The following is a 24,015-nucleotide window of genomic DNA, read 5'->3' as shown; positions in this document are numbered from 1 at the left end:
GTCCTGGTCGACGCCGTCGTCACGCTCGATCAGCAGCGGTTGCGACATGCGGGCTCCCCATCGTCGTCCTGGACAAGCGAGCGGAGCGAGCGCCGATCCAGGACCCATAACCACAGGCCTTTATTGTTGACCACCGACGTTGACCAAACGTGTGCCAGGGCTCACGCCGGTGGTAATGGGTCCTGGCTTTCGCCAGGACGACTGTGGAGTTACCTCGGCGCCATCCGAATCGCGCCGTCGAGGCGAATGGTCTCGCCGTTGAGCATCGCGTTCTCGACGATGTGCACGGCGAGCGCGCCGTATTCGGCGGCGTCGCCGAGCCGCGACGGATGCGGGACCTGTGAGCCAAGGCTCTTCAGTGCTTCTTCGCTCAAGCCCATCAGCAGCGGCGTGAAGAACAGGCCGGGCGCAATGGTGTTGACGCGGATCTTCTGGCTCGCGAGGTCGCGCGCGGCCGGCAGGGTCAGGCCGACGACGCCGCCCTTCGAGGCCGAATAGGCAATCTGGCCGATCTGGCCTTCATAGGCCGCAACGGATGCGGTGTTGATGATGACGCCGCGCTCCTCGCCGATCGGCTCGGCCGTAGCGAGACGCTCGGCGAACAGGCGCAGGCAGTTGAAGGTGCCGATCAGATTGACGTTGATGATGCGCGCGAACTTCGCCAGCGGATAGATGCCGTCCCTGCCGACGATGCGCTGCGAGCCGCCGATGCCGGCGCAGTTCATCAGCACGCGCGCGATGCCATGCGCGGCCTCGGCTTTGGCGATCGCGGCCTTGATGCCGTCCTCATCAGTAACGTCGGCATGAAGGGCCACGCCCTTCACTTCCGCCGCGACCTTCTCGGCATTCTCCTTGCTCTGGTCGATCACGCCGATCTTGGCGCCTTTGGCCGCCATGGCGCGGGCGGTCGCAGCACCAAGGCCCGAACCACCGCCGGTGATGAGAACGGCTACGTCTTTCAACTGCATCGCTAGTACCTTTCCTTGGGCGTTTCTTCTCTGGACTTGAACGTCTCTGGACTTGAACATTTGGGCCGATTATCCGGCCGCGGCAGCTTCCTCGGCTTGCGTGAGGATGCCGCCGCAGATCAGCGTTTCCATGTGCTTGATGTATTGCCGGCAGACTTCGTCGGTGACCGGGCCGACGCCGGTCGCGCGAGACATTGCGTGCCGGCCGAAGAACAGGTGATCGCAGGCGCCGATCAGGCTGGTGTAGAACAGCACGGGATCGGTGATGCGGAACTCGCCGCGGCTGACACCGTCGGCGAGCAGGCGGCGATGAAAGTCGAGCAGGGGCGCGACGAAGAACTTCGAGACCTCGTCGGCGGACTCCGCCGTGCTCTCATGCAGGAGATAGTGGATCAACCGGTTCATGTAGGGGAACCGGTGATAGGCGCGGATGATTCCGCCGATATGCAGCTTCAACTTCGCAGTCGGCGTGATCGGCTGCACCAGGAGGTATTCGAGGTTCGACAACTCGGTCGCGGCGTCACGCGCGAGCAGCGCGAGCAAGAGGCCGTCCTTGTTGCCGAAGTGATATTTGACCAGCGCGGCGTTCGCGCCGGACTTCTGGGCAATGTCGCTGAGCGAAATCTCGATCGAGGAGCGTTCGATCATCAGCTCGCTCGCGGCCACCAGCAGTTTCTCTGCCGTGGAATTTTTGCCGCCCGGAAGCCTGCTCGGTACGCTGGTAGTCACGGAGATCCCTGTCTCGGCCGCACGAAGGGCCGCAGATAAGCGCATGCAGCGCCTCCTCACAAGAGTTAATTGATCGATTGACTAAATCTTCATCGAGCCCTTTAATCCGGCCCCGACAACCAACCATTCAGAAGAATTCAGGGAGAAACCGACATGGCCGAGGCTTACATCGTCGCCGCTGCGCGGACCGCCGGCGGGCGCAAGGGGGGCCGCCTCGCCGGCTGGCATCCGGCCGATCTCGCCGCAAAAGTGCTGGACGAGCTGGTCGACCGCAGCAAGGCCGATCCGGCCCAGGTCGAAGACGTGATCATGGGCTGCGTGATGCAGGTCGGCGAGCAGTCGAACAACGTCGCGCGCAACGCGGTGATGGCTTCAAAACTGCCCGAGAGCGTGCCGGGCACCTCGATCGACCGGCAGTGCGGCTCCTCGCAGCAGGCGCTGCATTTCGCGGCCCAAGCCGTGATGTCCGGCGCAATGGACGTGGTGATCGCCGCCGGCGTGGAATCGATGACGCGCGTACCGATGGGCCTGTCCTCGCAACTCGCGGCGAAGAACGGCTTTGGCCATTACAAGAGCCCGGGCATCGAGCAGCGCTATCCGAACATCGTGTTCAGCCAGTTCACCGGCGCGGAGATGATGGCCGAGAGGTACGGCCTCTCCAAGGATGAGCTCGACGAGTATTCCTACAACAGCCATCAGCGCGCGATTGCGGCGACGCAAGGAGGCCACTTCAAGGACGAGATCGTGCCGCTCGAGATCACCCGCGCCGACGGCTCGAAGGACACACACCACATCGATGAAGGTATCCGCTTCGACGCCAGCCTTGACGGCATCAGGAGCGTCAAGCTGATCGCCGAGAACGGCAGGCTGACGGCGGCGAGCGCCAGCCAGATCTGCGACGGCGCCTCCGGCGTGATGGTGGTGAACGAGCGCGGGCTCAAGTCGCTCGGCGTCAAGCCGCTCGCGCGCGTGCACCACATGACGATGACGGGCGGCGATCCCGTCATCATGCTCGACGCGCCGCTGCACGCCACCAAGCGCGCGCTGGAAAAGGCCGGCATGGGAATTGGCGACATCGACCTGTTCGAGGTCAACGAAGCCTTTGCCTCGGTGCCGACCGCTTGGCTGAAGACCACCGGCGCCGATCCTGCCCGTCTCAACGTCAATGGCGGCGCGATTGCGCTCGGCCATCCCCTCGGCGGCTCCGGCACCAAGCTGATGACGACGCTGGTCCATGCGCTGAAGCAGCGTGGCAAGCGCTACGGCCTCCAGACCATGTGCGAAGGCGGCGGCATGGCGAATGTGACGATCGTGGAGCGGCTGTAAGCTTCTCGTGTCCCGGCCGCGCTGCACCGCGTAGCGCTGCATCGCAGAGCCGAGACCCATGCTTGTACATTGGACCCCGGATCAGCAGCGCACCACTTCGTGCTGCGCTGCGTCCGGGGAACGCCACAGCTAGCTGCAAAGCAGGACGATGACTCACCCCTCCGTCTACGCCCGCACCACGCCAGACAAGATCGCCTACCGGATGGCCGGAACCGGCAAGGCGATCACCTATCGCGAGCTCGACGAGCTCTCGAACCAGGGCGCGCAGCTCTTCCGCTCGCTGGGGCTGAAGGCTGGCGATCACATCGCGCTGTTGATGGAGAACCGTCTTGCTTTCATGGAGATCTGCTGGGCCGCGCAGCGCAGCGGGCTCTATTACACCGCGATCAGCCGCTATCTGAAGCAGGACGAGATCGACTACATCGTCAAAGACTGTGGCGCCAAGGTCGTGATCACCACGCCGAAATGCGCCGACCAGATCAAGGGCCTCGTCAAGGGCGCGCCAAGTGAACCCATCTTCTACATGATGGACGAGGCGCTGCCCGGCTTCCGTTCCTACGACAAGGAAGCCGCGGCGCAGCCGGTGGCGCCGATCGCGGACGAGGTCGCCGGCTATGACATGCTGTATTCGTCGGGCACGACCGGCCGCCCGAAGGGCATCAAGAAAGCGTTCGAGGGCAAGCCCATCGACGAGCCGAACGCCTTCCTGCGCGTGCTCTGCGCCGACATGTGCGGTATGAATACGGGGACCACTTACCTGTCACCGGCGCCGCTCTATCACGCGGCTCCCTTGCGCTTCAACATGATGGCGATCGTGCTCGGCGGCACCTCGATCATCATGGAGCATTTCGACGCCGAGGAGTTCTTGAAGCTGGTCGAGAAATACAAGGCGACGCAGTCGCAGCTCGTGCCGACCATGTTCGTGCGCATGCTGAAGCTGCCGGACGAGACCCGCGCGAAGTACGACGTCTCCACGCTGAAGGGCGCGATCCATGCTGCAGCTCCCTGCCCGGTCGACGTCAAGGCAAAGATGATCGAATGGTGGGGGCCGATCCTGATCGAGTATTACGCAGGCTCGGAAGGCAACGGCGTCACCGTCTGCAACTCGCAGCAATGGCTGGAGCATCGCGGCAGCGTCGGCCGCGCGGTGGTCGGCAATATCAAGATTTTGGACGAGAACGACGAGGAGCAGCCGGTCGGCGAGATCGGCACGGTCTATTTCGCCGACGCTCCCGCGTTCACCTATCACAACGATCCCGAGAAGACGAAGAGGGCCTATAATGCCAAGGGCTGGTCGACGCTCGGCGATGTTGGCTTTCTCGACAAGGATGGCTTCCTCTATCTCACCGATCGCAAGTCCTACATGATCATCTCGGGCGGCGTGAACATCTATCCGCAGGAGACCGAGGACGTGCTGATCGGCCATCCCGAGGTCGCCGACGTCGCCGTGTTCGGCGTGCCGAACGAGGAAATGGGCGAAGAAGTGAAGGCCGTGGTGCAGCCGCACGACATGAGTCGCGCGAGCAAGGAACTCGAAGCCGACCTGATCGCCTACTGCAAGACCCACCTCTCCGCCCTCAAATGCCCGCGCTCGATCGACTTCGAAGCCGAGCTGCCGCGCACGCCGACCGGCAAGCTGGTCAAGCGCCATTTGCGCGACAGGTATTGGCCGAAAACCGCGGTGAAGATTTAACTGAGCTCTCGTGTCCCGGACGCGGCGCGGCGCGCAAGCGGTGCGGCGCTGAGCCGGGACCCATGACGATTTCCTGTATAGTGTCGAAAGGCTGCGCCCCGGCTCAGCAGCGCGTCATTGCATGCTGCGCTGCGTCCGGGGCACGAGAAAACTTGCTGCGGCCGCGGCCACGACGAGGAAATGCAATGACCGATCTCCCCGACATCCCCCTGCCCGCCGGCATCCGCTCCCGCTACGTCGACGGCATCAACGGCCTTCGCGTGCACGTGCTCGAAGCCGGCTTCGAGACGCAGGGTCGGCCCTGCGTTTTGCTGCTGCACGGCTTCCCGGAGCTCGCCTTCTCCTGGCGCAAGGTGATGCCGGCGCTCGCCAACGCCGGCTATCACGTGGTCGCGCCGGACCAGCGCGGCTACGGGCGCACCACCGGATGGCAGACGGACTATGACGGCGATCTCGCGCCCTTCCGGCTTTTCAACCTGGTACGCGACGCGCTCGGACTGGTGTCGGCGTTCGGCTATCGGCATGTCGACGTGATCGGGCATGATTTCGGCAGTCCGGTTGCGTCCTGGTGCGCGCTGGTGCGGCCGGACGTGTTCCGCTCGGTGGTGATGATGAGCGCGCCGTTCGGCGGACCGCCAACCTTGCCGTTCGACACAGCCGACAAGCCGGCGGCGCCGCCGAGCGATGATCCCGTGCATCGCGAGCTCGCCGCGCTGCCGCGGCCGCGCAAACACTACCAGTGGTACTATTCGACACGCGAAGCGAATGCCGACATGCACCGCGCGCCGCAGGGCGTGCACGATTTTCTGCGCGCCTACTATCATCACAAGAGCGCAGACTGGAAAGACAACAAGCCGTATGCGCTGAAATTCTGGTCCGCGAGCGAGCTCGCAAAGCTGCCGACCTATTACGTGATGGATCTCGGCGAGACCATGCCGCAGACAGTGGCAAAGGAGATGCCGTCACTGGCCGAGATCGCCGCCAATCAATGGCTGCCAGATCGCGAGTTGGCCTACTACAGCGCCGAATATGACCGCACCGGATTCCAGGGCGGACTGCAATGGTACCGCTGCGGCACGTCGGGTGCCTTCAACAACGAATTGCAACTGCTCGCGGGCCGCACCATCGACGTGCCCTCCTGCTTCATCTCCGGCAAACAGGATTGGGGCACATATCAACGACCTGGCGGGTTCGAGGCGATGCAGGCCCGCGCCTGCACGAACATGATCGGCTGCCATCTCGTCGACGGCGCCGGTCATTGGGTGCAGCAGGAGCAGCCCGCCGAGGTCAGCCGGCTGCTGATCGAGTTCCTCGCCAAGACACGCTGACGAGGACCCGCTGACGCGGCCCCGCCGAGCCCAAGGCTCAAGCAGCATGATTTGACCCCGGAACCAGCGCGCTCTATAACAATTTAGAACCATTCTAAATTGATTGGGACGCGCCGTGAAGAATTTTGCCGATCTGACCGAGCGAGAGGTGCTCGCGGTTGCGATTTCCTCCGAAGAGGAAGACAGCCGCATCTACATGACCTTCGCCGAGGACCTGAACGAACGCTATCCGGACTCGGCCAAGATCTTCGAGCAGATGGCGGAGGAGGAACGCGGCCACCGCCATCGCCTGCTTCAGCTGTACGAAGAACGCTTTGGCCCGCATCTGCCGCCGATCCGCCGCGAGGACGTACGGGGCTTCCTGCGCCGCCGCCCGATCTGGCTGACCAAGAACCTGCCGCTCGACACGATCCGGAAAGAGGTCGAGACCATGGAGCTCGAGGCCGAGCGGTTCTACGCGCGCGCTGCCGAGCAGGCCGAGGATGTCGGCGTGCGCCGCCTCCTCGGCGATCTCGCCGAGGAGGAGAAGCATCACGAGAATACCGCTGCCAAGCTGACGGACGAGATTCTCAAGCCCGATGTGCGCGCGGAGGAAGACCGCACGCGCCGCCGCATGTTCGTGCTGCAATATGTGCAGCCGGGCCTCGCCGGTCTGATGGACGGCTCGGTCTCGACGCTGGCGCCGCTGTTCGCCGCCGCCTTCGCCACCCACCAGAACTGGCAGACGTTTCTGGTGGGACTCGCCGCTTCGATCGGCGCCGGCATCAGCATGGGCTTTGCGGAAGCGCTGTCCGACGACGGCTCGCTCACCGGCCGCGGCTCGCCCTGGCTGCGCGGTATCACCTGCGGCTTGATGACGACGCTCGGCGGGCTCGGCCACACCATGCCCTATCTGGTGCCCGATAGCTGGCAGAACGCGTTCTGGATTGCCACCGCGATTGCTTGCGTCGTCGTGTTCTTCGAATTGTGGGCGATCGCCTTCATCCGCGCGCGCTACATGGACACGCCGTTCCTTCAGGCCGTGTTCCAGATCGTGCTCGGCGGCGCCATCGTGCTCGGGGTGGGGATATTGATCGGGGCGGCATAGGTCTTGCTGCATTCCTTCGTCCCACCGCAACCACCGTCAAACGGCGGTTGCGGCGTTCGGCCAAACTGCGCATCATCCCTCCAACAAGAGCAGGAGAAGCGCCGTGGCCAAGTCGGAATGGAGTTTCAAGAGCGCGGTCGAATTGTCGGCCGCGCTGACCGCAAGAAAAGTGTCCGCGGTCGAACTCACGCAGGACGCCATCAGCCGTATCGAACGTCATGACGGCAAGATCAACGCCATCTGCGTGCGCGATTTCGAGCGCGCGTTGGCCGCCGCACGCGAGGCTGACGCCGCGCTCGGACGTGGCGAGAGGCGGCCGCTACTCGGCCTGCCCGTGACGATCAAGGAATCCTTCAACATCGCGGGCCTGCCCACGACCTGGGGTCTCGTGCCGCAAAAGGATTTCAAGCCGGCGGAAGATGCGCTTGCCGTGACCCGCATCAAGGCCGCTGGCGGCGTGATCCTCGGCAAGACCAACATACCGGTGGGGCTCGGCGACTGGCAGAGCTACAACGAGATCTACGGCACCACGAACAATCCATACGATCTCACCCGCACACCGGGCGGCTCGTCCGGCGGCTCGTCGGCGGCGCTTGCCGCCGGCTTCTCGGTCCTTGCCACCGGCTCCGACATCGGCGGCTCCCTGCGCGTGCCGGCCTTCCATTGCGGCATCTATGCCCACAAGCCGACCATCAATATTTGCGCGGCGCGTGGCGAGACGCCACCGCCGTTTCCGGCGATCCCCCGCGACAACGACCTCGCCGTCATCGGCCCGATGGCGCGCACGGCGGCGGACCTCACCCTGCTGCTGGACGTCATGGCCGGGCCGGATCCGCTGGAGGCCGGCGTCGGCTACAAGCTCGACCTGCCGGCCGCACGTCATCAGGTACTGAAGGAATTTCGCGTGCTGGTCATTGGCAGCCATCCGCTGCTGCCGCCGGACCGGGAAGTCCGCGGCGCGATCGAGACGCTAGCAGCCAACCTCGCAAAGGCCGGCGTGACCGTCGAACGCGAGAGCGCCCTGCTGCCGGACTTCGCGGAGACCTCTCGGCTCTATATGCGTATGCTCCTCGGCTTCCTCGGCGCATTCTTCATGCCCGACATCTATGCGGACGCGCAGGCGGGCGCGAGCCAGCTTTCGCCGGCCGACAAGAGCCTCGGCGCCGAGCGGCTGCGCGGCATCGCTGCGAGTCATCGCGCCTGGGTGCTCGATGCCAGCGTCCGCGCCGGCTTGCGGGCCCAATGGCGCGCGCTATTCAAGAGCTTCGATGCGGTGATCTGCCCGATCATGCCGACGCCCGCCTATCCGCATGACCACACCCCGGATCAGAACGACCGGCGTATCAGGATCGATGGCGAGGACTATCCTTATATCGACCAGCTGGCCTGGCCCGGCATCGCAACGCTGCCCGGCCTGCCGGCAACGGCCGTTCCGCTCGGGTTCTCGAAGGATGGCCTGCCGCTCGGAGTGCAAATCGTCGGCCCCTTCCTCGAAGACCGGACACCGCTGAAGCTCGCCGAACTGATCGAGCGGGAATTCGGCGGCTTCAAGCCGCCGCCGATGTTTGATGACTAGCGTAGCCATGATGGCGCCACCATCATGGCGCCATGACGCTTCGGTCGAGACCGAAACATCATTGCGATCAGGCATGCTCTTGTCCGTCATCAACCGAATCTCGCTGAAGCTTGAGACTGTGGGATCGTACCTCGCGCGCCCCGGAGCGAGCAGAAGGGAAAGAAATGTCATGAACAGAGATCTGGAAGAGCTGACCGTGCTCAACCGCGACTATGTCGCGTCCGTGCAGAACTGCGACGTCGGGCGCTTCGACGAGATCCTCGCGCCGGAGTTTTATTGCTCCAATCCCGACAAGACGCTGGTCGATCGCGCCGGTTTTTTGGAGCAGACGGCACAGCCGATCGCGATCCGCAATCTCAGGGAGCATGACGTCAAGATCCGCATCATGGGCGATTTCGCCATCATTCACGGCGCGACCAGCTATACGACCGCGGATGGCCAGCAGGCCACCGGCCGTTACACCGACTGCTGGGCGAAGCAGAACGGGAAGTGGCTCGCGGTGTCGGCACACGTCTCGCGGTGAGGCGAGCGGTGCTGCGAGGGCACGTGTCGCGGTGAGGCGGGCGCATCGCCCCACACTCTCCGCCGTCATGCCCCGGCTTGACCGGGGCATCCAGTACGCCGCAGCTTCTCCGTATCCCACAGCCGTCTCTGGAATACTGGATCGCCCGGTCAAGCCGGGCGATGACGCCTGAGTAGCAGACGACGCCTGAAATTGTCGCTCAGCTATCAAAAACAATCACGCTGCGCAGCGTCTTACCAGCTTTCATGCTGGCAAAGCCCTCGTTGATCTCGCTGAGCTTCAGCTTGGCCGAAATCCAGTCTTCCAGATGCAAGCGGCCGCGCAGATAGAATTCGACCAGGCGCGGCATGTCGACGCGGAAGTGGTTCGAGCCCATCGACGAGCCCTGTATCTTGCGCTCGCGCAGGAAGTCGAAGCCGTGAAGCTCGATCTTCTGCCCGAACGGGATCATGCCGACGATCGTCGCCGTGCCGCCGGCGGCGAGCATGCCGAACGCCTGCTCCGCGGTCTCCTTGCGACCAAGCACCTCGAAGGAATGCTGCACGCCGCCATTGGTGAGGTCGCGCACCTGCTTGACCACATCGCCATCGGCGGGATTGATGATGTCGGTCGCCCCTAACTTGGTCGCGAGCTGGAGTTTTGAGGGGTTGGTATCGATCGCGATGATGCGGCCGGCACCGGCGATCTCGGCGCCGTTGATCGCGGCCATGCCGACGCCGCCGCAGCCGATCACCGCCACGGTCTCGCCGGCCTGGACTTTTGCGGTGTTCACCACCGCGCCATAGCCAGTGATCACCCCGCAGCCGATCAGCGCAGCAAGCTCGAGCGGCATGTCCTTGCGGATTTTGACGATCGCGTTCTCATGTACCAGCATCTGCTCGGCGAAGGACGACAAATTGAGGAACTGGTGCAGCTTCTCCGGCTTCGACCACTGCATCCGATCGGAGACGCCCGGCAGCATCTTCACCGTCGTGTCGGTGCAGAGCACCGTGCGGCCCGTCGTGCAGTTGTCGCAGGTGCCGCAGAACACGGACAGGCAGGTGACGACGTGATCGCCCGGCTTCACGTAAGTCACGTCGGAGCCGACCTGCTCGACGACACCAGCCGACTCATGACCGAGCACCGCGGGCAGCGGATGCGGATAGAGCCCCTCCATGAAGTGCAGATCCGAGTGGCAGAGGCCGGCGACAGCGGTGCGGATCAGGACCTCGCGCGGGCCCGGCTTCGGCAGGCTGATGTCCTCGATGACGAGCGGCTTGTTGACTTCATAGAGAACGGCAGCCTTCATCGAGCACTCCCTATCGCTTTTCTTGGTTTATGCGCGCGGCGCAGCCTACGCTGCCAAGACCAGTTCGCCAACCTCGGCCATCGCAGCCGCGCGGTCGCCCAGCAGCAGCGACACGACGGCTTGCTGGGTTCGATTTTCCGTGAGCCGGAACGGATCGCTTGGCGATACCCGATGATCGATCACGAGCCGCGACAACAGGAGCCGTCGCGCATCACCGCGCATCTCGTGAATGCGGTGCGATTCCCATGCGAGCGCCACGGCGCTCGCGACGTGATAGAGCAGGCTCGTGGCGCGCCGCGCATCGGCTTCGTTGTCGGCGCTACCAGCGACCTCGCGCGCGAAGCCGACTGCACGATCGGTGAGCCCGCGCAACCGATCGCGCCAGGCCTGTGGCACGGACGGGCTGTCGTCGAGCCGCGCATGCAGATCGGCGGCGAGTGCGGCTTCTGCGCCATGGCGACCGACCGCGCGCGTCAAGGTGTCGATCGCCACGATATTGCCGGTGCCTTCCCAGATCGAGCCGAGATGGGCATCGCGGAGCAGCCGCGATGTGGCGAACTCCTCGATATAGCCGATGCCACCACGCATCTCGAGCGCGTCGCCGCAGGCCTTTCGCGCATCGCGCGTGGCGCGGAACTTCAGCGTCGGGGTGAGGATGCGCAGCAGCGCCGCGGCATCCTGGCTGCCGGCCTCGGCGCGGTCGAGCGCGTCGGCGGTCAGAAAGCTCATCGACAGTGCCTGCTCGACCGGCAGCATGATCTTCATCATCTGGCGCCGTCCGAGCGGCAGGTCGATGATGCGCTTGCCGAACACCACGCGATTGGTCGCTACCGTCATCGCATCGTGGTAGGCGCGGCGCATCAGCGCCGTCGACTTCACGCCGTTCGAGAGCCGCGACGAATTGACCATCTCTGCCATCTGCACGAAGCCGCGATCGAGCTTGCCAACCGCATAAGCGATTGCACCTTCGAGCTTGATCTCGCCCGAGGCCATCGAACGGGTGCCGAGCTTGTCCTTCAGCCGAACTATCCGGTAGTGGTTCTGCGAACCGTCATCGAGGAAGCGTGGCATCAGGAACAGGCCGACGCCACGCGTGCCGGGGCCTGCGCCTTCAGGGCGAGCCAGCAGCATCACGACCTTGGCGTCGGCATTCGAGCAGAACCATTTTTCGCCATAGAGCCGCCAATGGTCGCCCTCCCGAACCGCACGAGTAGTCAGCGTGCCGACGTCGGAGCCACCCTCCTTCTCGGTCATGAACTGGCCGCCCTGGGTCAGCTTGCTCATGTCGGTCTGGGTCAGGCCGTCCAGATATTTTGCCTTCAGCACCTCGCTGCCAAAATTCGCCAAGAGCTTGGCGCAGCCATCGGTGACATTGATCGGGCAGCCCATGCCGAATTCGGTCTGGTTGAACAGGAAGGTGAAGGCGTGCTTTGCGACCACCGGATATTTGTCCGGCCAGCCCATGATGCCTTTGCGAATCGACAGCGCGTGAATGCCGAACTCGCCGAACGCAGCTTTTTCCAGCTCGCGATAGGCCGGATGATATTCGATCCACTGCACGTCGCGGCCGAACTTGTCGCGCTGATGCAGCACCGGCGTATGCCGGTCGGCAAGCCGCGCGCATTCGTCGAGAGTGCCGCCGGCGAGCTCGCCGAGACGGTCCAGGTGCGGCTCGATGTGACGGAATAGTGGATCGGGCAGATGAATGCGCAAGAGATCGGTCAATGCCGGATCGGCGCGGTAGAAGTTCATGCCAGTGGTGTCGGGCGCAAGCAGGCCCGGTTGCTCGGCCGCGACGCTCTCCTGCTGTGACGTGCCCGGCTTGTGCATGATCGACCTCTCTCGTTTCCGTCCTGCGGGATTTCCTGCCGCTTTGGTGCTTGCTGCTTTGGATGATGTCGATCATGCTCCAGGCGAGGAGGCCGATAAAGCCGCAAATTGTCAGGGAGGCATGAGCGCTGGCGATGGCCCAGACCGCTCTGCGGAATTGTGATCAGCCGTTTTGGCGCGCGCGGCTGGTCGTTCGAACGAAGCATGCATAAATCCGCTGTTCCTGCTTCCCAGAGGATCGCAACATGGAACATCCCAAATACAACATCGCGCTCATCGTCGGTGCCGGCGAAGGCCTGAGCGCCTCGCTGGCACGGCTGTTGTCCGCCCAGGGCCTGCGCGTGGCGCTCGCCGCGCGGAAGATCGAAAAACTCGGCGCGCTCTGCGGCGAGACCAGCGCGAAGGCCTTTGCGTGCGACGCGACCAAGCCGGAGGAGGTCGAGCGGCTGTTCGGCCTCGTCGAGCGCGAGATCGGCACGCCCGACGTCGTGGTCTACAATGCGAGCGGCCGGACGCGTGGACCGTTCGTCGAGCTCGTCGCAGCCGATGTCGCGCAGTCGATCACGGTCAGCGCCTTCGGCGGTTTCCTGGTGGCGCAAGAGGCGGCAAAGCGCATGCTGCCCAACAAGCACGGTGCGATCCTGTTCACGGGCGCATCGGCGAGCGTGAAGGGCTATGCGCAGTCGGCGCCGTTCGCGATGGGCAAGTTCGCGCTGCGCGGGCTTGCGCAGAGCATGGCGCGTGAGCTCGCGCCGCAGGGTATTCACGTCGCCCATTTCGTCATCGACGGCGGCATCCGTAGCGCAGCGCGCGCGGAGGCGTCGGACAGGCCGGATTCGATGCTCGATCCCGATGCGATCGCACAGAGCTATTGGAACGTCCTGCAACAGCCGCGCAGCGCCTGGGCCTGGGAAATGGAGCTGCGGCCCTGGGTGGAGAAGTTTTGAGGTGCACTACCGTAGAGTAGGCAAAGGCGCGCAGCGCCGTGCCCACCTCTCATGATCGACACGGGAAGCAGAAGTGGTGGGCACGCTGCGCTTTGCCCACCCTACCGGAGCAGGGAAGCATGACCACCGAAACCACCATCGACACCGGCACCGACGAACTCGTTTGCGTCATTCGCGACCGCGTCGCGGTGATCACGCTGAACCGGCCCGAGGCGCGCAATTCACTGTCGGACACGCTGACGCCGGCGCTGCGCACGATGATCCGAACCTGTGGCGAGGATCCCAATGTCGGCGTGCTCCTGATCACAGGCGCAGGGCAAGCCTTCTGCGCTGGCGGCGACGTCAAAGGCATGGGCGCGCATCGCGACAAGGCCAAGCTCGAAATGTCCTTCGACGACAAGGTCGCCGACCTCCAGGAACGGCAGCGCCTGCTCACCGGCGCTTTGGTCTCGGTGCGCAAGCCGACGATCGCCGCCCTGCCCGGGCCTGCGGCTGGCGCCGGGCTCGCAATCGCCATGGCCTGCGACATCCGCATCGCTGCGCAATCGGCTTTTGTCACCACCGGCTACGCCCGCGTGGCGCTGAGTGGCGATTACGGCATTGCCTGGCTTTTGACGCGGCTCGTCGGCACCGCGCGGGCGCGCGAATTGATGTTCACCGGCGACAAGGTCGATGCCGCCAGGTGCGAGGCGATTGGTCTCGTCAATCGCGTGGTGCCGGACGACAAATTGCAGGATGAAGCCTTCGCGCTGGCCAGATCGCTGGCCGAGGGCCCGCGGCTCGCGCTGCGCTACATGAAGGACAATCTCGACGAGGCGCTGCTGTTCGATTTCGAAACCGCTCGCGACCACGAGGCTGGGCGGCTGATCCGCCTGACCACGACCGCCGATCACAAGGAAGCGGTGCAGGCGTTCATCGAGAAGCGCAAGCCGGTATTCACGGGGAAGTAGGAGCTCGGCTCATACGGGAGCGACAATGTAGCCCGGATGAACGAAGCGAAATCCGGGAACGCCTGCCAGCGTGCCACGAATCCCGGATTGCGCTTCACTCCATCCAGGTTACGCGGCAGGCGTCCGTGCAAAATCGACAAAGGCCCGCAGTGCTGCCGGCAATTGCCGGCGGCTCGGATAGTACAAGAAGAAACCCGGATAGGCCGGGCACCAATCTGCGAGCACGCGAACCAGCTTGCGCCTGGCCAGCAGTGCTTCGACTTGGCCTTCGAACACATAGGCAAGGCCGAGCCCGTCGAGTGCCGCATCGACCATCAGATCCTGGTCGTTCAGCGTCAGCGGTCCCGTGACATCGATATCGACCCCGATGCCGCCGCGCTCGAACTCCCAATGATAGACCGCGCCGCTGGTGAAGCGGTAGCGAATGCAGGGCAGGCCCTTCAGATCGTGCGGCATCGCCGGCGTCTTGTGGGACTTGAAGAAAGCAGGCGAGCCAATCACCGCAAAGCGATGCCGCGGACCGATCGGCACCGCGATCATGTCTGCGGCGATGGTCTCGCCAAAGCGCACGCCGGCATCGAAGCCGGCCGCGACCATGTCGATCAGGGCATCATTGATCATGATCTCGATGCCGACGTCCGGGAACGCCTTCAGGAAGCGCGTCACGATCGGCAATAAAACGAGCTGCGCGGACTGGCGGGCGGCGGTGAACCGCAGCGTGCCGGCCGGCCTGCCGCGGAAATTGTTGAGGTCTTCGAGCGCGTCGTCGATATCGCGAAACGCCGGCTTGATGCGAGCGAACAGCCGCTCGCCGGCTTCGGTCAAGGCCACGCTGCGCGTGGTGCGGTTCACCAGCCGCAGGGCGAGCCGTTCCTCGATGTTACGCAACGCATGGGACAACGCCGACGGCGTGACGCCGAGCTCGGTCGCCGCCGCCCGAAAGCTGCGGTGACGGGCGATGGCGAGGAAGGTCGCGAGGTCGGACGGGTCGATCCGCATTGATGATTTTTACTCAGTAGCTTGTGGAATATATAGCGGATTATCTCATCTATGGCGAGGCGCTACACCTTGCCCATCAGCTTCGGCACGTCGCCGGAGCCTCTAATGGAAGGGCAACATCATGCGTGTCTGGTTCATCACAGGAGCGTCCCGCGGATTTGGCGCGTTGATCGCCGAGGCAGCACTTGGCGCCGGCGATGCCGTGGTTGCGACCGCGCGCGATCCCTCGACCGTCACTGCCCGGCTCGGCAGTCACGAGCGGCTCCTGGCCACCCGGCTCGACGTCACCAGCGAAACGGAGGCGCATGAAGCTGCAGGCCAGGCGGTCAAGCGGTTCGGGCGCATCGACATTCTCGTCAACAATGCCGGCTACGGCCTGCTCGGTGCGATCGAGGAGGCGAGTGCTGCGGAAACGCAGAGGCTGTTCGGCACGAACGTGTTCGGCCTGCTGAGCGTCACCCGCGCGGTGCTGCCGCATATGCGCCGCCAACGTTCAGGCCACATCATCAACGTCTCGTCGGTCGGCGGCTACACCGGCTATCCCGGCTGGGGCGTCTATGGCGCCACCAAGTTCGCGGTCGAAGGGATCAGCGAGGCGCTTGCCGGCGAAGTGGCTCCCCTCGGAATCAAGGTGACGGTGGTCGAGCCGGGCTTCTTCCGCACCGATTTCCTCGACGAGACCTCACTGTCGCGCACGGCACTCCAGATCGTTGACTACAGTGAGACCGTCGGCAAGACGCGGGCGCACGCTGCCGACGTCAATCACGGTCAGCGCGGCGATCCGCGCAAGCTGGCGCAGGCCTTCCTCAAACTGGCCGACGCGGCCACACCGCCGCTGCGCTTGCCGCTCGGCAGCGACACCGTGGAACGGATCGAGGCAAAGAACGCCTTTGTCGAACGGGAGCTTGCGGAGTGGCTGACGGTGGCGACCTCGACCGACTTTAGCGGCGCTGCCACCTCGTGATCTGGCAAAAAACAAGCCCGATTCTGGCTTCACCAGAACCGGGCTTCGAGTACGGTCAGGCTGTGGCTGAGGGACTTTCGGCCTGACGGGAAAGGGCAGCGAGACGCCAGCTTGCGCAGGGAATGTCCTTCGGCTCGACGGCGATCTCCTTGTCGAAGCGAACGAGCTTCCAGTCGTCGGGATGATTGACGAAAGCGAAGCCGGACTTCCGGGCGAGCGAAATCATCACATCGTTGGCGCGCAGCGTGTCGCCGAAGAGATGCTCGGCACCGAAGGCCGCCGCACGGCATTCGAGATTTTTGAGCAGCGCCGTGCCGATGCCGTGGCCCTGCCAGTGGTCGTCGACCGACAGACCGAATTCGAGGCTCGAACTCTCGGCGTGGAAGGCATAGCGCGCTTCTCCCACGATGGTCTCGAAACCGTCGACCATCAGGGTCGCGATCACGCTGAAACGCTCGCGCTCGCCGACATGGGTGAAGTCGTGCAGCAGCGCCTTGGGCAGCTCGCTCAGCGCGCCGAAGAAACGATTGTAGCGGGAACGGGACGACAGCGAGCGGAAATAGTGCTGGAGCTCATCGGTGTCGCGCGGCTCAACGAAGCGCAACGTGAGCGCCTCCCCGTGACGGGTGCGCAGCGTATCCGAATATTGCTTGAGATCATCCAGGCGCAGCGTGCTCATGGGATTCTCCCGCGGGACAAAGGACCGCCGGCGCCCCTCTCCGGAGGCGGCGCCGGCCGGGCGGCCAATCAGGCCCGCCAGAAGGGTTTTTCAGCCTCAAAGGCAATGTCGCTCCAGGACAAGCCGACGTCCTGGAGATCGCGGCTGGTCCACTGGTAGAGCTCTTGGCGGGTGCGGTAGCGCTCATGCCAGACATGAAGGGTCTCCCCGATCTGGTAGAGCAGGCTCGGCGCATGATGATTTGTCATCGAATTGTGGGTCAACGTAGACATTTTCAGCTCCTAGAGCTAACTTGTACGCGTAATATCTGCTCTGGTTGGCGTTTCGACAAACGACAATTTGTACCCATTCGCATGAAATAAGCTCATGCATCCTGCTGCCAAATGACTGCCAGATTGCCCTCCCTGAACGGTTTGCGTGCCTTTGAGGCCGCCGCGCGCCACCTCAGCTTCACGCTGGCCGCGGCCGAGCTGAACGTGACGCAGACCGCAATCAGCCATCAGATCCGCAGGCTCGAGGAGGAGCTCGGCATCCGCCTGTTCGTCCGTCAGAACCGCGCGCTGGGGTTGACGCCAGAGGCCCGCGACTACCTGCCGGGCGTCCGTGCGGCGTTCAACGATCTCAGGCTTGCGACCGACCGGCTACTCCGCAAGGACGACGACAAGGTGCTGACCGTCTCGACCATCGCCTCGCTTGCTGCCAAATGGTTGTTGCCGCGGCTGACCAATTTCCAGGAGCAGCATCCCGGCATCGACGTCCGCATCACCACATCGACGAGCCTCGTGGATTTCCAGCGCGACAATGTCGATGCCGCGATTCGTTACGGCCGAGGCCAATGGCCGGGCGTGCGCGCCGAATGGTTGATGCGGGACGAGCTGTTCCCGGTGTGCAGCCCGTCGCTGCTGAGGAGCGACAAGCCGCTGCGCACGCCACAGGACCTGAAAGACCACGTGCTGCTGCACACCAACAATGGCGACGACTGGCGGCTGTGGCTGACGGCTGCGGGGCTTTCGACCAGCATTTCCAAGCAGCCCGGTATCACCTTCGACATGACGCTCATGACGGTGCAGGCGGCGATCGACGGCATGGGGGTGGCGATGGGACGGACCACCTACGTCCAGGATGACATCGCCAAGGGCCGCCTCGTGGTCCCCTTCCGCATCGCGCTTCCCGCGGATGCCGGGTTCTACCTGGTCGCACCGGACGGCCGCCGCGAGGCGCCGAAATTGGTCGCTTTCCGCGATTGGCTGGTCGCTGCAGCGCAGAATAAAGCCTGAATAATCATCAGCTTCGGAGGCGAAATTGGTTGACTCGCGCAATCCTGCGCGAGAGGGGTAAGTCAGATTGTCGCAGCACGATCCGTCGCCTGCCGTGAAAATGAGTTCCGGTCCGGCTACATCTTCAGGGAGTAAGCGTCATGGCTGGACCGGCCACTTCAACCAATCCGCCCGAAATCAAGTCGCGCATCGGCGCCATCCTGCGCGCGACCTCGGGCAATTTCCTCGAACAGTTCGATTTCTTCCTGTTCGGCTTCTATGCCGCGGCGATCGGCAAGGCGTTCTTCCCCTCGACGAATGAGACGGCCTCGCTGCTCAACACCTTTGGTGTGTTCTGGCTCGGCGCGTTGATGCGCCCTGTCGGCGCGATCGTGTTAGGGGCCTATATCGACCGCATCGGCCGCCGTCAGGGTCTGATCGTCACGCTCGCGATCATGGCCGCCGGCACGGTGGTGATCGCGTTCTGCCCGAGCTATGCGACCATCGGCATCGCGGCGCCGATCATCGTGCTGCTCGGCCGCCTGTTGCAGGGCTTCTCTGCCGGCGTCGAGCTCGGCGGCGTCTCGGTTTATCTTGCGGAGATCTCGACGCCCGGCAATCGCGGCTTCTACACCTCGTTCCAATCGTCGAGCCAGCAGGTCGCGATCTTCGTGGCTTCGATCCTCGGCTACATCCTCTCCGAGCTGATGCCGGCCGATATCGTCACCGCCTGGGGCTGGCGCATTCCGTTTTTCGTCGGCTGCCTGATCATTCCGTTGATCTTCTTCCTGCGGCGGACACTCCAGGAAACGCCGGAATTCCTGGCGATGAAGAAACATCCGACCGCTGCACAGGTGTTCGCGTCGGCCCTCGCCAACTGGCGCATCGTCATCCTCGGCATGATGATCGCGATCCTCACCACCACGACGTTCTATTTCGTAACGGTCTATACGCCGACCTTCGGCAAGACCGTGTTGAAGCTGTCGACGCAGGATGCGCTGCTGGTCACGCTGCTGGTCGCCGTGACGAACTTCATCTGGAATCCGGTCGGCGGCGCGCTGTCGGACCGCATCGGGCGCAAGCCGGTGCTGCTCACCATCGCCTGCCTGTCGCTGCTGACCGCCTATCCGGCGCTGCATTGGCTGGTGGCCGCGCCAACCTTCGGCAAGCTGCTCGCGGTCGAGATGATGTTCTCGTTTTATTTCGGCATCTACAGCGGCACCATGCTTGGCGCACTCGTCGAGATCGTGCCGGCACATGTGCGTACCACCTGCTTCTCGCTAGCCTTTGCGCTCGCGGCCGCCTTGTTCGGCACCTTCACGCCGTTCGCCGCGACTTGGCTGATCGACAAAACCGGCGACAAGGCCTCGCCCGGCTTCTGGCTGATGTTCGCCGCCGTGCTCGGCATCATCGCGGCGGCGACCGTCTATCGCGGCGGCGGCAAGGCGGTCGCGACGTATGATCCGGTGGCCGAGCCGGTCGCCGGCCACTAGCCGCATCGTCATTCCGGGGCGATGCGCAGCATCGAGCCCGGAATGACAGCGGGGTTACAGCTCCACCACCACGTAGTCGCTCTCGACGCGCACCGAAATCGTCTCGGCGACATACGGCCCCTTCACGACCCTTGTGCCCGGTTCGACATGGGCCGGATACGCCTTGACGCGGAAGCGGCGCGGATCGCAGTAGGATTGACCGGTGCGCACGTCGAATTCCCAGCCGTGCCAGGGGCAACGGATGATCTCGCCGAACCTGGTGTATTCGATCTCGCCGGGATCTTTTGATTGCGCGAGCCCGATCAGCGGTCCCTCGCACAACGCCGCGCCTTGATGCGGACAGCGATTGAGCAGGCCGAAATACTCGCCCTTGATGTTGAAGACCGCGATCGGCCGCCCGTCGATCTCAAGAAATTTTCGCGTCCCCGGCGGAAGCTCCTCCACCGAGGCGATGACGTGACGGGCCATGCCTTATGTCTTTCGCATGATCTGATCGAAAAACCGCTGCACACTTTTTCGGATCATGCGGTGATCCCGTACAGCGTCCGCGCGTTACCCAGATAGAACGCCTCGCGGTTGGCCTCATTCACCCCCGGCGGCAGCACGCGCGACGGCTCGTCATAGTCCCAATGCGGATAGTCGGTCGCGAACAGGAGCCGGTCCCAGCCGACCCATTTGATGACGTCGAACAGGTCTTCGCGCCGCTCCGGATCTTCCATCGGCTGCGTCGTCCACCACACCTGCGCGCGGATATATTCGGACGGCGGCCGCTTCACATGCGGCACCTCGCTACGCAGCCGCTGCCAGACCTTGTCGAGCCGCCAGGCGAGCGACGGCGCCCAGCCGAAGCCGGCCTCGATCATCACCATCTTCAGTTTCGGGAAGCGCTCGAACACGCCTTCCAGTACGAGGCTCGCGAGCGCCGATTGCTGGCACTGCGAATGTCCCACCATCTCCTCGACGTAATAGCTCGGCCAGCCCGACGGCGTGATCGGATTGCCGCCGAAGCCGAAGGCATGCACGCCGACCGGGAGGCCGGCCTCTTCCGCGGCCTGGTAGATCGGCCAATAGCGACGCTGGCCGAGCGGCTCGACGTTGCGGCTCAGCAGCAGCACCTGCACGAAGTTCTTGTCACCAGCACGCTCGCGGATTTCGGCGGCCGCCGTCATCGCATCCTCATTGCCGACGACGATCGAGGCCTTCAGCCGCTTGTCCTTGCTGGTCCATTTGTCGATCTGCCAATCGTTGATCGCCGAGCACAGCGCCGCTGAGAGCTCGTGATTGCGAATGCCCTGCCCGGTGCCGAGCGGATTGAGGACCCCCAGTTGCACGTTGTTGGGATCGAGATGCTGCTCCTGCATGAAGGAGAGCGAAGAGCCTTGCGGACCGCCTTCCGGTGGATAGGCATCGCGGCGCGAGGCGTTGGGCTGGGCTTTCGGATAGGGCGGGCCTTCCATCATGCCTTGATAGGCATGCACGCCGTAGACGTCGAGATGATGCTGCCAGCGCTTGGCGAGATAGGGATAGAGCTCGGTTCGGGTCGCACGCGACGGGTGGATATCGCAGTCCGCAATTGCGGTCTTGGTAGTCAGGGCAGACGCGGACTCGGACGCTTCGCGGAACTGGATATTCATCGCCTTGCCTCCTTTGGCAGCGGCTAACTCAGGCGGGGATAGGTGGCGCGCGGATTGTCGATCATGATCTTGCGCACGAGATCGGGGGCGAGACCTTCGGGCAGCGCGTCCTGGCCGTCGAACTGCCAGTGCGGATAGTCCGTGGAGAATAGGACTAATTCGCCGGACTGCATATGCTCAAACAGGCGAATTAATGTCGCCTGGTCCGGCGGTGCGTCAAATGGTTGTAACGAGAAGCGGATGTTGCTGCGCACAATTTCCAGTGGCGCGCGGTCGACCCAAGGCGTCTCCATCCGCACCCCGCGCCAGAACTTGTGCAGCCGCCAGAGAAAGGGCGCGATCCAGGTGATGCCGGATTCCAGCATCACCATCTTCAGCCGCGGATGGCGGGCGAAGACGCCCTCGACGATCAGGCTGGTCAGCTGAGTCTGGAACGCTTGCGCCTGACCAACATAGTCCTCGATGTGATAGGAGCCCCATCCCACTGCGGTCGGCGGATTGTGATAGGCGGAACCGGCATGGATACCGACCGCGAGGTCGAGCCGCTCCGCAGCCGAATAAATCGGCCACAGCGCGCGCTTTCCCAGCGGCGTGTCGCCCATGACGAGCATCAGCACCTGCACGAAGCGCCTGTCCGCCGCGCAGCGTTCGATCTCGGCCACCGACTTCTCGACATTTTGCAAGGGGACGACGATCGAGCCGCGCAGCCGCGGTTCCCGGTCGAGCCATTCCCTCGCCAGCCAATCGTTCAGCGCGCGGCAGAAGGCGTTTTGCATGTCTTCGGAAAACACCATCTGTACGCCATAGAGCGGGTTGCAGATGGCGTAGCTGAGCGCGAAGGGATCGAGCACATGGCGCCGCATGTCCTCCAGCTGCGATCCCGGCTTGCCGGCCTGAGGACGCCAATCGGGGCGTGCCGTGATCGGCGAATTCTGCGGATAGGACTGCGAGATCAGATCGACCATGCCACGCGTCGTCACCTGGTCACGCCAGTAATCATCCAGATACGGCAAAAGACTGGTGAGGTGCGGCACCGCCGGGTGCACGTCGCAGTCCACACCGCCGGCGATCAGGGACGTCATGACGCTTCCTCTTCACGCGCGCTTGGCTGCATCGCTTGTTGATGCCATTCAAGCAGGCCTGCAAGCCGCCTGCAACTCGGCCAGCGCCGCTGTCATATGCTAGAAGAGAGCAGCTAGGCTGCTCGGGAGTGAAGCGCAAGATGAAAGAGCTCGTGGGGATTGCGGAACAGGTCGCGGCCAAATTGATCGCGCGCAAACAGACGATTGCGGTGGCGGAATCCTCCGCAGGCGGCCTGATCGCCGCAAGCCTGCTCGCGGTGCCCGGCGCGTCGGCCTATTTCCTCGGCGGCGCCGTCGTCTACACGCGCGATGCGCGGCGCGTGCTGATGGATATTTCGGATGACGGCATGAAGAGCTTTCGCTCGTCGTCCGAGCCTTACGCAAAACTGCTCGCCGAGCGGATGCGCGAGCGTTTCGACTGCGACTGGGGCCTGTCCGAGACCGGCGCGGCCGGCCCGACCGGCAATCGCTACGGCGACGCCGCCGGCCATAGCTGCATGGCAATCGCCGGCCCTGCGGCCGAGGTGATGACGCTGGAAACCGGCAGCAACGACCGCTTGGCGAACATGGAGACGTTTGCCGCGACGGCGCTCAAGCTGTTGCTGAAGAATTTGGAGCAGTGAGCGCGAGATGCGCGTCGCACACTCGGTGTCGTCCTGGCCGTCGCCAGGACGACATTGGGCCTGTTGCTGCTACCTCCCCAGATGCTTGGTGAAAATCCGCACCACGTATCCCCTGAAGCGCGGCGCCTCGTCGTAGAGGTCTGACGCCATCCGTTCGATCGTCTCGCGCAGCGAGAGGAATTGCGCCTGGCGTGCGCTGCTTTCCGTACCTTGCATGCCGGCGAGCTCATCCATCGCGGCGTCGCTGATCTGGCACGTCACTTCCTCGCCATCACTCAGCATGGTGAAGCGGAAGGCCAGACGTTCGAGGTCATGGCCAATGATCTTGTCGCGCGTCAGCGGCATCCAATTGTCCCGATCGCGCCCCCGGCCGGGACAATGCGGAAATTTTTGCGGCTTGTCACCTTGTAGGGTGGGTTAGCCGAAGGCGTAACCCACCAAAGGTGTTCCCGTTCTGCGACGGAAGAGGTGGGTTACGCTTCGCTAACCCACCCTACGAATTCAATACACCAACGCCGTGCCCGTCGGCTTATCCAGTGCCGCCGCGAGCGACTTGTATTCCTCGCAACTCGTACCGCAGATCGCGGCGATCCTTTCCAGGTGATACATCGCCTGCTCGCGATTGCCCTGTTCGAGTTGCCACAGGCCGTAATACTGCCAGGTCAGCACGTGGTTCGGATCGATCGCCAGGGCGTGCTCGTACCAGACCTGCGACTGCTTGTAGTCACCGAGCTTGCGATAGGAATAACCGATGAGATTGGCGACGTTCGGGTTGTCTTCGCGGCCGAGCGCCTTCAACTGTGCGATCGCGGAGGCGTAGTCGTTGCGCTCGTAGATCGTGTCGTAGGCGGCGCGATAGGCCGCCGCAAAGGCAGGATCGCCGATGCCCGACTGGTTGTAGGGCCTCTTGCCCTTCTGGGTGGCCTTCGTGTTGGAGCGATTTGGATAGGACGGCGCCGGCGTACTTCTGTTCTGGCCTGCGGACGTGCTCGCAAAGGGATCAACGCCCCCGGCACCCCCGCCTCCGCCTCCACCTCCTC

Annotated in this window: 24 protein-coding genes; 12 read left to right on the top strand and 12 right to left on the bottom strand. The window is 63.9% G+C overall.

What is annotated here, in order from left to right:
* Window positions 1-209: 209 nt before the first annotated feature.
* Window positions 210-968, bottom strand: coding sequence for an SDR family NAD(P)-dependent oxidoreductase (locus tag Q3C01_RS12550; RefSeq protein ID WP_458145636.1), 759 nt, complete (start codon window positions 966-968; stop codon window positions 210-212).
* 69 nt (window positions 969-1,037) lie between these two features.
* Window positions 1,038-1,742, bottom strand: coding sequence for a TetR family transcriptional regulator (locus tag Q3C01_RS12545; protein WP_458145635.1), 705 nt, complete (start codon window positions 1,740-1,742; stop codon window positions 1,038-1,040).
* A gap of 108 nt (window positions 1,743-1,850) precedes the next feature.
* Here Q3C01_RS12545 and Q3C01_RS12540 point away from each other — a divergent pair, with 108 nt between their 5' ends.
* The 6 genes from Q3C01_RS12540 (at window position 1,851) to Q3C01_RS12515 (ending at window position 9,230) form a co-directional block, all read left to right on the top strand.
* A complete protein-coding gene (locus Q3C01_RS12540) occupies window positions 1,851-3,023 on the top strand; it encodes an acetyl-CoA C-acetyltransferase (RefSeq protein ID WP_458145634.1) in 1,173 nt (390 codons plus the stop codon).
* 148 nt (window positions 3,024-3,171) lie between these two features.
* Complete coding sequence (locus Q3C01_RS12535; protein WP_458145633.1) at window positions 3,172-4,716, top strand: acyl-CoA synthetase; 1,545 nt, start codon at window positions 3,172-3,174, stop codon at window positions 4,714-4,716.
* Between the two features lie 185 nt (window positions 4,717-4,901).
* Window positions 4,902-6,044, top strand: coding sequence for an alpha/beta hydrolase (locus Q3C01_RS12530; protein ID WP_458145632.1), 1,143 nt, complete (start codon window positions 4,902-4,904; stop codon window positions 6,042-6,044).
* Window positions 6,045-6,159: 115 nt separating this feature from the next.
* Entirely contained in the window at window positions 6,160-7,131 is a 972-nt protein-coding gene (mbfA, locus tag Q3C01_RS12525) for an iron exporter MbfA (protein ID WP_458145631.1), read from the top strand.
* Between the two features lie 103 nt (window positions 7,132-7,234).
* A complete protein-coding gene (locus Q3C01_RS12520) occupies window positions 7,235-8,707 on the top strand; it encodes an amidase (RefSeq protein WP_458145630.1) in 1,473 nt (490 codons plus the stop codon).
* A gap of 169 nt (window positions 8,708-8,876) precedes the next feature.
* The gene (locus Q3C01_RS12515; RefSeq protein ID WP_458145629.1) at window positions 8,877-9,230 is read left to right on the top strand and encodes a nuclear transport factor 2 family protein; all 354 of its coding nucleotides are present in this window, start codon (window positions 8,877-8,879) and stop codon (window positions 9,228-9,230) included.
* 199 nt (window positions 9,231-9,429) lie between these two features.
* On the opposite strand, the gene Q3C01_RS12510 is transcribed toward Q3C01_RS12515, so the two are convergent.
* Together Q3C01_RS12510 and Q3C01_RS12505 are read right to left on the bottom strand one after the other, a co-directional pair.
* A complete protein-coding gene (locus tag Q3C01_RS12510) occupies window positions 9,430-10,518 on the bottom strand; it encodes a Zn-dependent alcohol dehydrogenase (RefSeq protein WP_458145628.1) in 1,089 nt (362 codons plus the stop codon).
* Between the two features lie 45 nt (window positions 10,519-10,563).
* Entirely contained in the window at window positions 10,564-12,348 is a 1,785-nt protein-coding gene (locus Q3C01_RS12505; RefSeq protein ID WP_458145627.1) for an acyl-CoA dehydrogenase family protein, read from the bottom strand.
* A gap of 245 nt (window positions 12,349-12,593) precedes the next feature.
* On the opposite strand from Q3C01_RS12505, the gene Q3C01_RS12500 reads away from it, so the two are divergent.
* Together Q3C01_RS12500 and Q3C01_RS12495 are read left to right on the top strand one after the other, a co-directional pair.
* A complete protein-coding gene (locus Q3C01_RS12500) occupies window positions 12,594-13,295 on the top strand; it encodes an SDR family NAD(P)-dependent oxidoreductase (RefSeq protein ID WP_458145626.1) in 702 nt (233 codons plus the stop codon).
* Between the two features lie 119 nt (window positions 13,296-13,414).
* Window positions 13,415-14,245 carry an enoyl-CoA hydratase gene (locus tag Q3C01_RS12495; protein ID WP_458145625.1) on the top strand — a complete coding sequence of 277 codons (831 nt, stop codon included), beginning with the start codon at window positions 13,415-13,417 and terminating at the stop codon, window positions 14,243-14,245.
* Window positions 14,246-14,353: 108 nt separating this feature from the next.
* Here Q3C01_RS12495 and Q3C01_RS12490 read toward each other — a convergent pair whose 3' ends face one another.
* The gene (locus Q3C01_RS12490; RefSeq protein WP_458145624.1) at window positions 14,354-15,244 is read right to left on the bottom strand and encodes a LysR family transcriptional regulator; all 891 of its coding nucleotides are present in this window, start codon (window positions 15,242-15,244) and stop codon (window positions 14,354-14,356) included.
* A gap of 121 nt (window positions 15,245-15,365) precedes the next feature.
* On the opposite strand from Q3C01_RS12490, the gene Q3C01_RS12485 reads away from it, so the two are divergent.
* Window positions 15,366-16,208: an oxidoreductase gene (locus Q3C01_RS12485; protein ID WP_458145623.1), complete on the top strand. Its 843-nt coding sequence runs from the start codon at window positions 15,366-15,368 to the stop codon at window positions 16,206-16,208.
* A gap of 55 nt (window positions 16,209-16,263) precedes the next feature.
* Here the strand turns inward: Q3C01_RS12485 and Q3C01_RS12480 are convergent, their stop codons facing one another.
* Window positions 16,264-16,887, bottom strand: a complete 624-nt coding sequence (locus Q3C01_RS12480) for a GNAT family N-acetyltransferase (RefSeq protein WP_458145622.1) — start codon at window positions 16,885-16,887, stop codon at window positions 16,264-16,266.
* A gap of 68 nt (window positions 16,888-16,955) precedes the next feature.
* Window positions 16,956-17,159, bottom strand: a complete 204-nt coding sequence (locus Q3C01_RS12475) for a DUF1127 domain-containing protein (RefSeq protein ID WP_458145621.1) — start codon at window positions 17,157-17,159, stop codon at window positions 16,956-16,958.
* A gap of 111 nt (window positions 17,160-17,270) precedes the next feature.
* Here Q3C01_RS12475 and Q3C01_RS12470 point away from each other — a divergent pair, with 111 nt between their 5' ends.
* Both Q3C01_RS12470 and tcuC read left to right on the top strand, forming a co-directional pair.
* Complete coding sequence (locus tag Q3C01_RS12470) at window positions 17,271-18,164, top strand: transcriptional regulator GcvA (RefSeq protein ID WP_458145620.1); 894 nt, start codon at window positions 17,271-17,273, stop codon at window positions 18,162-18,164.
* Window positions 18,165-18,304: 140 nt separating this feature from the next.
* Complete coding sequence (gene tcuC, locus Q3C01_RS12465; protein ID WP_458145619.1) at window positions 18,305-19,636, top strand: MFS transporter; 1,332 nt, start codon at window positions 18,305-18,307, stop codon at window positions 19,634-19,636.
* Window positions 19,637-19,690: 54 nt separating this feature from the next.
* On the opposite strand, the gene Q3C01_RS12460 is transcribed toward tcuC, so the two are convergent.
* Genes Q3C01_RS12460 through Q3C01_RS12450 form a run of 3 tightly spaced genes read right to left on the bottom strand, consistent with a single transcriptional unit; the run spans window position 19,691 to window position 22,352 of the window.
* Entirely contained in the window at window positions 19,691-20,104 is a 414-nt protein-coding gene (locus Q3C01_RS12460; RefSeq protein WP_458145618.1) for a Rieske (2Fe-2S) protein, read from the bottom strand.
* A 53-nt stretch (window positions 20,105-20,157) separates the two neighbouring features.
* Window positions 20,158-21,270, bottom strand: a complete 1,113-nt coding sequence (locus Q3C01_RS12455) for an amidohydrolase family protein (protein ID WP_458145617.1) — start codon at window positions 21,268-21,270, stop codon at window positions 20,158-20,160.
* A gap of 23 nt (window positions 21,271-21,293) precedes the next feature.
* On the bottom strand, window positions 21,294-22,352 hold the full coding sequence (locus Q3C01_RS12450; RefSeq protein ID WP_458145616.1) for an amidohydrolase family protein: 1,059 nt from the start codon (window positions 22,350-22,352) through the stop codon (window positions 21,294-21,296).
* Window positions 22,353-22,492: 140 nt separating this feature from the next.
* Between Q3C01_RS12450 and Q3C01_RS12445 the strand changes: the two genes are divergently transcribed.
* Window positions 22,493-22,975 (top strand): CinA family protein, encoded by a 483-nt coding sequence (locus Q3C01_RS12445; protein WP_458145615.1) that lies wholly within the window; start codon window positions 22,493-22,495, stop codon window positions 22,973-22,975.
* A gap of 69 nt (window positions 22,976-23,044) precedes the next feature.
* On the opposite strand, the gene Q3C01_RS12440 is transcribed toward Q3C01_RS12445, so the two are convergent.
* Window positions 23,045-23,320, bottom strand: coding sequence for a DUF1488 family protein (locus Q3C01_RS12440; protein WP_458145614.1), 276 nt, complete (start codon window positions 23,318-23,320; stop codon window positions 23,045-23,047).
* 156 nt (window positions 23,321-23,476) lie between these two features.
* A partial coding sequence (locus tag Q3C01_RS12435; protein WP_458145613.1) for a tetratricopeptide repeat protein occupies window positions 23,477-24,015 on the bottom strand: 539 nt, incomplete at its 5' end.

This window comes from Bradyrhizobium sp. UFLA05-109, assembly GCF_054185165.1.
The sequence above is the reverse complement of the archived record's forward strand: the minus strand, read 5'-3'. Positions and strand labels throughout refer to the sequence as shown.